The organism is Halobacillus sp. BBL2006, from assembly GCF_000786645.1.
In the GTDB taxonomy this organism is placed as follows: domain Bacteria; phylum Bacillota; class Bacilli; order Bacillales; family Halobacillaceae; genus Halobacillus.
On record NZ_JRNX01000103.1, the window covers coordinates 1 to 8,219 of the forward strand.

The following is an 8,219-nucleotide window of genomic DNA, read 5'->3' on the forward strand; positions in this document are numbered from 1 at the left end:
AAATCGGCGGGACAAGCTTGCTCATCGTTGTCGGGGTTGCCCTTGAAATGATGAAACAGCTTGAAAGTCAGCTTGTAAAACGCCACTACAAAGGTTTTATTAAATAATTAGTGTATAACTAATGAAATATGAGAGCGAGGGGAACACGTTGAATTTAATTCTCATGGGTCTCCCGGGTGCTGGTAAAGGCACACAGGCGGAGAAGATAGTCGAAAAATATGACATCCCTCATATCTCAACTGGAGATATGTTCCGTTTAGCTATCAAAGAAGGAACAGAACTTGGTAAAGAAGCTAAATCCTATATGGACAAAGGTGAACTGGTTCCAGATGAAGTAACCATCGGAATCGTTCGCGAGCGTCTTAGTAAACCTGATTGCCAAAAAGGCTTTCTACTAGATGGGTTCCCAAGAACGATCGCACAAGCAGAAGCTCTTGAGAATCTATTGAAAGATATGGACGAATCATTAGATTACGTTCTTCATATCGATGTTCCACAAGACCAACTCGTCGAGCGTCTGACTGGACGACGCATCTGCCCAACATGCGGTGCTACCTATCACGTTGCATTCAATCCTCCTAAAGAGGAAGGTAAATGTGACAATGATGGCTCTGAGTTGATTCAAAGAGAAGACGATCAGCCGGAAACCGTAAGAAAGCGTCTTGAAGTGAATGTTGAGCAAACACAGCCACTTCTGGATTTCTACCAAGACAAAGGCTATTTAGTATCGTTTGAAGGCGATAAAGATATCAATGAAGTATTCAAAGATATTGACCAAAAGCTTGGAGACCTGAATTCATGATTATTTGTAAAACTCCACGGGAATTAGATATTATGCGTGAAGCAGGCAGAATCGTTGCCTTGACGCACCAAGAGTTGGAACGCAACATCCAGCCAGGTATAACAACTGGAGAATTGGATAAGATTGCTGATAGATTCATACGCAGTATGGATGCAATCCCATCTTTTAAAGGTTATAATGGATTCCGTGGTAGTATTTGCACATCGGTTAATGAAGAGCTCGTCCATGGAATCCCGGGAGACCGGGTTTTGAATGACGGAGATATCATCAGCATCGATATCGGTGCGAAATACCAAGGTTATCACGGTGACTCGGCTTGGACGTATCCAGTCGGCACTGTTGATGAGGAAACCATGGAATTGTTGAGAGTTACGGAAAAGTCGCTTTTCCAAGGACTTGATGAAGCAAAACCAGGTGAGCGCCTTTCAAATATATCCCATGCCATTCAAAGCTGCGTAGAGTCGGAAGGATTTTCGATTGTGCGTGAATACGTTGGACACGGAGTAGGGCAGGAACTTCATGAGGATCCACAAATTCCTCATTATGGTCCACCCAACAAAGGTCCTCGTCTGAAACCTGGAATGGTATTGGCAGTCGAACCAATGGTTAACGCTGGCTCTCGCTATGTGAAGACGTTAGCTGACCGTTGGACGGTAGTCACGAAAGATGGTAAAATGTGTGCGCATTTCGAACACACCGTCGCGATTACGGAAGAGGGTTACGAAATATTAACAAAATCCTAAATGAAGGTGATCGTTTTTGAACGAATCTGAGTCGAGTCCACGAATAGGTCAAATTGTTCGTATCGTGCAGGGGCGTGAGGCAGGACAGTACGCGGTTGTGATCGATGTGCTGGATGGCCGCTTTGTGCTGCTTGCCGACGGAGAGAAACGTAAGTATGATCGACCAAAGAAAAAGAACATGCAGCATATTGAGCTTATGGATTTCATCTCTCCGGAAGTCCAGAACAGCCTTCTAGAAACTGGTCGCGTCACAAATGGCAAGCTGCGGTTTGCCGTGTCTAAATATGTCAATGAACTAGTGACTGATTTGAAGAAGGGAGATCAACTCGATGGCGAAAGACGATGTTATTGAAGTAGAAGGGACGATCGTTGAAACCTTACCGAACGCACAGTTTAAGGTAGAACTCGAGAACGGTCATACCGTTTTAGCTCATGTTTCTGGTAAAATTCGTATGCACTTCATTCGAATCTTGCCCGGAGACAAAGTAACGGTAGAACTTTCCCCTTATGATTTGACAAAAGGTCGTATAACGTACCGTTACAAATAAAACTCCGATATTAAAGGAGGTATGGATGATGAAGGTAAGACCTTCTGTAAAACCAATTTGCGAAAAATGCAAAGTCATCAAACGTAAAGGTAAAGTCATGGTAATCTGTGAAAACCCTAAGCATAAACAAAAACAAGGTTAATCTGAAGGAGGTGCACGTACCACATGGCACGTATAGCAGGTGTAGATATTCCTCGCGATAAGCGCGTGGCAATTTCATTAACGTATGTATTTGGAATCGGCAAATCCCTAGCTACTGAAATCCTAGCTGAAGCTGGTGTTTCAGAAAATACTCGTGTTCGTGATCTAACAGAAGACGAATTGGCTAAAATTCGTCAAGCTGTAGAACAACACAACGTAGAAGGTGATCTTCGCCGTGAGAACTCTCTAAACATCAAACGTTTGATTGAGATCGGTTCTTACCGCGGAATCCGTCACCGTCGCGGACTTCCAGCTCGTGGACAGAAAACGAAAAACAACTCTCGTACACGTAAAGGCCCACGTCGTACAGTGGCTAATAAACGTAAATAAATAGATAGGTAAAGGAGGTAAGCTAACTATATGGCACGTAAAGGAAATACTCGTAGTCGTAAGCGTCGCGTGAAAAAGAATATAGAGACTGGAATGGCTCACATTCGCTCTACATTCAATAACACAATCGTAACGATCACTGATGTTCAAGGTAACGTAATCAGCTGGAGCAGTGCAGGTGCTTTAGGTTTCAAGGGATCTCGTAAGTCTACTCCTTTCGCTGCACAAATGTGTTCAGAAGCTGCAGCAAAAGATGCAATGGATAACGGAATGAAAACTCTTGAAGTTACAGTAAAAGGCCCTGGTGCTGGTCGTGAAGCAGCGATCCGTTCACTACAAGCAGCAGGTCTAGAAATCACGGCAATCCGTGACGTAACTCCAGTACCACACAATGGTTGCCGTCCACCAAAACGTCGTCGCGTATAATAGTTCTGAATAGAATTTGTCACCCTGTCTATAATGGGTTATGATAGCTTTTATCACAGCACCGCACTAGACAGAAAAATATGCAGTTGTCTTAATTCGGACTGCCTACCTGAGGAATTTCGGTTAGACCCATTGTCTAACCGGGGTTTCGACGTTTTGAAGGAGGGTTTTTTGTAAATGATCGAAATTGAAAAGCCAAAAATTGAGACGGTTGAGATCAGCGATGAGTCCACATTTGGTAAGTTCGTCGTAGAACCGCTTGAGCGTGGGTATGGTACAACTCTAGGTAACTCCTTGCGTCGTATCCTATTATCCTCACTTCCTGGCGCTGCTGTAACATCTGTTCAAATTGACGGGGTACTTCACGAATTCTCAACTATTGATGGAGTCGTGGAGGACGTAACAACGGTCATTTTGAATCTAAAGAAACTAGCTTTGAAGGTTTACTCCGAAGAAGAGAAGACTTTAGAGATCGATGTACAGGGTGAAGGAAAAGTAACAGCAGCTGATATTACGCACGATAGTGATGTGGAAGTTCTGAATCCAGATCTTCATATCGCTACACTAGACAGCACGGCTAGCCTTCGTATGCGTATTACAGCTGAAAGAGGACGAGGATATCGTCCAGCTGAAGGAAATAACCATGAAGATTTACCAATCGGCGTGATTCCAGTTGACTCTATTTTTACGCCTGTATCTCGTGTGACGTATCAAGTAGAGAATACGAGAATCGGTCAAACTTCCAACTTCGATAAGCTTACGTTAGACGTTTGGACTGACGGAAGTATCCGCCCAGAAGAGGCGATTTCTCTTGGAGCCAAGATCTATATGGAACACCTCAACATCTTTGTTGGCCTTACTGATGAAGCTCAAAAAGCTGAAATCATGGTTGAAAAAGAAGAGGACCAAAAAGAGAAGGTTCTTGAGATGACGATTGAAGAGCTTGACCTTTCTGTACGTTCTTACAATTGCTTGAAACGCGCTGGAATTAATACAGTGCAGGAACTTGCGAATAAATCTGAAGAAGATATGATGAAGGTTCGTAACCTTGGTCGCAAGTCACTTGAAGAAGTGAAGCACAAATTGGATGAACTGGGATTAGGTTTGAGAAAAGACGATTAATAAATAGATCACATCAAGAGTTTCCGAAAGGGAGGGATAACGAATGGCTAGAAAACTAGGACGTACAACTGATCAACGCATGGCGCTTCTTCGTAACTTAGCGACAGACTTGATCATCCATGAACGTTTAGAAACAACAGAAGCTAAAGCCAAAGAGCTTCGTTCTGTTGTAGAGAAAATGATTACACTAGGTAAACGCGGCGATCTTCATGCCCGTCGTCAAGCTGAGTCATTCCTTTACAACGCTAAAGCTGACGGTGAAGGAGAGCAAACAGCTCTACAGAAGCTATTCTCTGACATCGGCCCACGCTATGAGGACCGTCAAGGTGGTTACACTCGCGTGCTTAAGCTAGGCGAACGTCAAGGTGACGGAGCGAAAATGGCGATCATTGAACTAGTTTAATGAATACCATTAGTGTAAAAGGGCAGGACTGAATCTCATCGCGAGGTTGAATCCAGCCCTTTTTTTATGGTCTAAAAACTATTGTTAATAGATTAGATAGATTTTCTTTTGCGGGAATTGTAGAAAGCGCGTTGGAAAACAGGCAGTAATCAAGGGGATTAATGTCATATTTCCTGGGAAATAGTCAGGTGAGCAGAGGGGGAAGGAGATTGGGACAGAGCCAAATCGAGTTTAGAAATGTTTCTTTTCGATATCAAGAAGATATGCCTTGGGTATTGAAGAATGTAAGCTTTACTATAGGTGCTAATGAATGGGTAGCGATCATTGGCCATAACGGCTCAGGGAAATCTACGATTGCCAAGTTGATGAATGGTTTGTTATTTCCTCAAGAAGGTGAAATCATAGTTAACGGCAAGAAGGTAGCTCAAGAGACCGTATGGGCCATACGAAAGCAAGTGGGCATGGTATTTCAAAATCCAGACAACCAATTTGTTGGTACGACGGTTCGAGATGATGTCGCTTTTGGAATGGAGAACCATGGAATGCCTCGTGAATTGATGCTAGACCGCATCAAGGAAAGCTTAGCTTCTGTCCAAATGACAGAATATGAACGTCACGAGCCTCACCGCCTTTCTGGAGGTCAAAAACAACGGGTCGCTATAGCGAGTGTGCTTGCCGTCTCTCCAAAATACATCATTTTAGATGAAGCGACAGCTATGTTAGATCCCAAAGGGCGGAAAGAAATCATGAGTACAATAAGGGACGTTCAAGAACAGCGGAACCTATCTTTAATTACAATCACTCACGATTTGCAAGAAGTAACACAGGCGAACCGTGTTCTGGTCATGAACCAGGGAGAGGTTTGGATGGAAGGAACCCCAAGAGACGTATTTTCTAAAAAAGATCAGTTAATCGAAATTGGCTTAGATACTCCTTTCGTAAGCAAGCTGGCAGATCACCTGAGAACTGTTGGCATGAAGCTTTCACGTGAGCCACTCAATCACCAGGAGTTGTTGGAGGAATTATGGACATTACGTTCGAGCATGTGAGTTATGTTTATCAGCCCAATAGTCCGTTTGAACATCGAGCGTTGGATGACCTGTCCTTTTCTACCCAATCGGGATCGTTCGTAGCAATCATTGGACATACGGGTTCAGGTAAATCCACATTGATTCAACATCTCAATGGATTGTTGCAGCCTACAGACGGAAAAGTATCCATCGGTGACTACGAAATGAAAGCAGGGGTAAAAAATAAGCAGTTGAAAAAGCTCCGTGAAAAAGTGGGGGTTGTCTTTCAATATCCTGAGCATCAGCTGTTTGAAGAAACGGTAGCCAAGGATATTGCCTTTGGTCCACAAAATTTTGGGGTAGATGAGGACGAGATCTCGAGAAGGACGAAAGAAGCGATTCAAGCCACCCAGTTACCGGAAGAATTGCTTGATCGATCACCTTTTGATTTAAGCGGAGGCCAAATGCGAAGGGTCGCTATATCAGGAGTCCTGGCAATGAACCCCGAAGTTCTCGTGTTGGATGAACCGACGGCAGGGCTTGATCCAAACGGCCAACGAGAAATCATGGATATGTTCCATCGCCTTCATAAGGAAAAACAGCTCACAACAATCCTAGTCACTCACAGTATGGAAGATGCGCTAGCTTATGCCGATCACATCATTATTCTGAACCAAGGTGAAGTTTATCGAGAAGGCACACCTCTGGAAATCTTTAAGCAGCAAGATGCGCTGAAAGCTGTTCAGCTTGATGTGCCGGAAGTCATTGAATTTGTAACAAAGGTGAACGAGGAATTTGGCTCCACGATTGAGTATAAGGGGCAAACAATAGCAGAGTTAGCAAAGGAATTGTCTCAAGTGATGGAAGGAGGCCGCGATCATGAGTAGTTCAATGATTATCGGTCAGTATATTCCGGGGACCTCAATCGTTCATCGAATGGATCCACGGTCAAAAATCGCCATCATCTTTTTCTTTGTCGTGATCGTGTTTTTTGCTAATTCTGTTATGAGCTATGGATTGCTCGCGTTATTTTCTATCGGAAGTGCGTTACTTTCCAGGATACCTTTTCCTTATATTATGAAAGGTTTGAAGCCGGTTTGGTTCTTAGTGATCTTTACGTTCATTTTGCATTTGATTGTGACAAGGCAGGGAGAGGTAGCGTTCAGCCTGTTTGGATGGGAAGTCTATGAAGAGGGTCTAGTCCAGGGGGCTGCCATCTCTCTTCGCTTCTTTCTCTTGATATTAGTGACATCGCTGTTAACGTTAACGACTACACCTATTGAAATTACAGATGCGATTGAAGAACTGTTAGGCCCTTTGAAAAGGGTTCGCTTTCCTGTCCATGAATTAGCCCTTATGATGTCGATTTCCTTACGATTTATTCCGACGCTCATGCAGGAAACAGAGAAAATCTCAAAAGCTCAAGCTTCCAGAGGTGTAGATTTCCGTACAGGCTCATTTAAAGACCGTATAAGAGCCGTTATCCCCTTGTTGGTCCCTTTGTTTGTCAGTGCCTTCAAACGCGCTGAGGAGCTCGCTATGGCCATGGAGGCAAGGGGGTATCAAGGCGGTGAAGGCAGAAGCAAACTTAGGGAGCTGCGTCTCGGCAAATTGGATGTCTATTTATTCATTGTCTTCGGAGTGTTGGTCATTGGACTCTTGTTAACTCGAAGCTGATGGGAGGGTAACGTATGGAGCGTTTAAAGTGCATCATTCAATACGACGGCACCAACTATGCTGGCTATCAAATCCAGCCAAATGGCAATACGGTACAGGCCGAACTTGAGAAGGCCCTTTCGAAAATGCATAAAGGGCGAATGGTCAAAGTATCGGCTTCAGGGAGAACGGATTCCGGTGTCCATGCTTTAGGACAGGTGATTCATTTCGATACAGATTTGAACATCCCCGTTCCCAATTGGAAACGCGCTCTTTCTTCTTTATTGCCATCCGATATTCATGTTTCATCTGTAGAAAACGTATCGCGTGATTTTCATGCCCGATATGATACCACAGGGAAAGAATATCGGTACTATGTTTGGAATGACCGAGAGCCAAATGTCTTTAAGCGCCATTTTCGTTGCCATGTGAAAGCTGACTTAGATATAGCCGCCATGCAGAAAGCGTGTCAGTTTATTGAAGGTCAACATGATTTTACGTCCTTCTGCTCACCTCGTACCGATATTAAAGGGGATAAGATACGTGTGATTCATGAGGCCTCTGTTCAAAAAGAAGGGGAAGAAATCGTATTTATTTTCAGAGGATCAGGCTTTCTTTATAATATGGTTCGTATTTTAGTAGGTACCCTGCTAGAAGTTGGACGTCACGATCGTGATCCTGAAGAGATTCCAGTGATAATAGAGGCGAAAGAACGAGAGGCAGCTGGAAAAACGGCACCTCCGCAAGGGCTTTTTCTGTGGAAGGTTTCCTATGATTGAGCTTTGATTGTGGAGAGCTGGATTTTAAGGCTAGATTCGATGTCTATCAATTCTATATGTATATCAGCGTTCAAGACCTTATATCGTCAAAAGCTGAATTATATCAGCGAACGTTGAAATATATCGGCGTTCGCTGATATAGGAATCTCGTCTGTGTATCGCTGCCCAAGCCGATTCCACACTAAAATATAAAAAAACA

Annotated in this window: 13 protein-coding genes; all 13 read left to right on the forward strand. The window is 43.7% G+C overall.

Annotated features, from left to right (window positions below):
* Nucleotides 1-148: 148 nt before the first annotated feature.
* The 13 genes from LD39_RS03920 to truA all read left to right on the forward strand — a co-directional run bounded on the left by LD39_RS03920 (nt 149) and on the right by truA (nt 8,020).
* Nucleotides 149-802 carry an adenylate kinase gene (locus tag LD39_RS03920; protein ID WP_035543084.1) on the forward strand — a complete coding sequence of 218 codons (654 nt, stop codon included), beginning with the start codon at nt 149-151 and terminating at the stop codon, nt 800-802.
* On the forward strand, nt 799-1,545 hold the full coding sequence (gene map, locus LD39_RS03925; protein WP_035543085.1) for a type I methionyl aminopeptidase: 747 nt from the start codon (nt 799-801) through the stop codon (nt 1,543-1,545). Before LD39_RS03920 ends, map begins: the two co-directional genes overlap by 4 nt.
* Nucleotides 1,546-1,561: 16 nt before the next feature.
* The gene (locus LD39_RS03930) at nt 1,562-1,897 is read left to right on the forward strand and encodes a KOW domain-containing RNA-binding protein (protein WP_035543087.1); all 336 of its coding nucleotides are present in this window, start codon (nt 1,562-1,564) and stop codon (nt 1,895-1,897) included.
* Nucleotides 1,875-2,093: a translation initiation factor IF-1 gene (gene infA / locus LD39_RS03935; RefSeq protein WP_035543089.1), complete on the forward strand. Its 219-nt coding sequence runs from the start codon at nt 1,875-1,877 to the stop codon at nt 2,091-2,093. Before LD39_RS03930 ends, infA begins: the two co-directional genes overlap by 23 nt.
* A gap of 28 nt (nt 2,094-2,121) precedes the next feature.
* Nucleotides 2,122-2,235 carry a 50S ribosomal protein L36 gene (gene rpmJ / locus LD39_RS03940; protein WP_002509257.1) on the forward strand — a complete coding sequence of 38 codons (114 nt, stop codon included), beginning with the start codon at nt 2,122-2,124 and terminating at the stop codon, nt 2,233-2,235.
* A 23-nt stretch (nt 2,236-2,258) separates the two neighbouring features.
* The gene (rpsM, locus tag LD39_RS03945; RefSeq protein WP_035543093.1) at nt 2,259-2,624 is read left to right on the forward strand and encodes a 30S ribosomal protein S13; all 366 of its coding nucleotides are present in this window, start codon (nt 2,259-2,261) and stop codon (nt 2,622-2,624) included.
* Between the two features lie 30 nt (nt 2,625-2,654).
* The gene (gene rpsK / locus LD39_RS03950; protein WP_035543095.1) at nt 2,655-3,050 is read left to right on the forward strand and encodes a 30S ribosomal protein S11; all 396 of its coding nucleotides are present in this window, start codon (nt 2,655-2,657) and stop codon (nt 3,048-3,050) included.
* A 177-nt stretch (nt 3,051-3,227) separates the two neighbouring features.
* Nucleotides 3,228-4,172 carry a DNA-directed RNA polymerase subunit alpha gene (locus LD39_RS03955; RefSeq protein WP_035543097.1) on the forward strand — a complete coding sequence of 315 codons (945 nt, stop codon included), beginning with the start codon at nt 3,228-3,230 and terminating at the stop codon, nt 4,170-4,172.
* Between the two features lie 43 nt (nt 4,173-4,215).
* On the forward strand, nt 4,216-4,575 hold the full coding sequence (rplQ, locus tag LD39_RS03960; protein ID WP_035543099.1) for a 50S ribosomal protein L17: 360 nt from the start codon (nt 4,216-4,218) through the stop codon (nt 4,573-4,575).
* 209 nt (nt 4,576-4,784) lie between these two features.
* Complete coding sequence (locus tag LD39_RS03965) at nt 4,785-5,624, forward strand: energy-coupling factor ABC transporter ATP-binding protein (protein ID WP_035543100.1); 840 nt, start codon at nt 4,785-4,787, stop codon at nt 5,622-5,624.
* Complete coding sequence (locus LD39_RS03970) at nt 5,600-6,472, forward strand: energy-coupling factor ABC transporter ATP-binding protein (RefSeq protein ID WP_035543102.1); 873 nt, start codon at nt 5,600-5,602, stop codon at nt 6,470-6,472. The genes LD39_RS03965 and LD39_RS03970 overlap by 25 nt, the downstream gene beginning before the upstream one ends.
* The gene (locus tag LD39_RS03975; RefSeq protein WP_035543104.1) at nt 6,465-7,262 is read left to right on the forward strand and encodes an energy-coupling factor transporter transmembrane protein EcfT; all 798 of its coding nucleotides are present in this window, start codon (nt 6,465-6,467) and stop codon (nt 7,260-7,262) included. The genes LD39_RS03970 and LD39_RS03975 overlap by 8 nt, the downstream gene beginning before the upstream one ends.
* Nucleotides 7,263-7,276: 14 nt before the next feature.
* A complete protein-coding gene (truA, locus tag LD39_RS03980) occupies nt 7,277-8,020 on the forward strand; it encodes a tRNA pseudouridine(38-40) synthase TruA (protein WP_035543106.1) in 744 nt (247 codons plus the stop codon).
* Nucleotides 8,021-8,219 lie beyond the last annotated feature (199 nt).

Excerpts from the sequence above, each read along its gene's own strand:
- map (WP_035543085.1), top strand. The coding sequence starts at position 799 with ATGATTATTTGTAAAACTCCACGGGAATTAGATATTATGCGTGAAGCA.
- infA (WP_035543089.1), top strand. The coding sequence starts at position 1,875 with ATGGCGAAAGACGATGTTATTGAAGTAGAAGGGACGATCGTTGAAACC.
- rpmJ (WP_002509257.1), top strand. The coding sequence starts at position 2,122 with ATGAAGGTAAGACCTTCTGTAAAACCAATTTGCGAAAAATGCAAAGTC.
- rpsM (WP_035543093.1), top strand. The coding sequence starts at position 2,259 with ATGGCACGTATAGCAGGTGTAGATATTCCTCGCGATAAGCGCGTGGCA.
- rpsK (WP_035543095.1), top strand. The coding sequence starts at position 2,655 with ATGGCACGTAAAGGAAATACTCGTAGTCGTAAGCGTCGCGTGAAAAAG.
- LD39_RS03955 (WP_035543097.1), top strand. The coding sequence starts at position 3,228 with ATGATCGAAATTGAAAAGCCAAAAATTGAGACGGTTGAGATCAGCGAT.
- rplQ (WP_035543099.1), top strand. The coding sequence starts at position 4,216 with ATGGCTAGAAAACTAGGACGTACAACTGATCAACGCATGGCGCTTCTT.
- LD39_RS03970 (WP_035543102.1), top strand. The coding sequence starts at position 5,600 with ATGGACATTACGTTCGAGCATGTGAGTTATGTTTATCAGCCCAATAGT.
- LD39_RS03975 (WP_035543104.1), top strand. The coding sequence starts at position 6,465 with ATGAGTAGTTCAATGATTATCGGTCAGTATATTCCGGGGACCTCAATC.
- truA (WP_035543106.1), top strand. The coding sequence starts at position 7,277 with ATGGAGCGTTTAAAGTGCATCATTCAATACGACGGCACCAACTATGCT.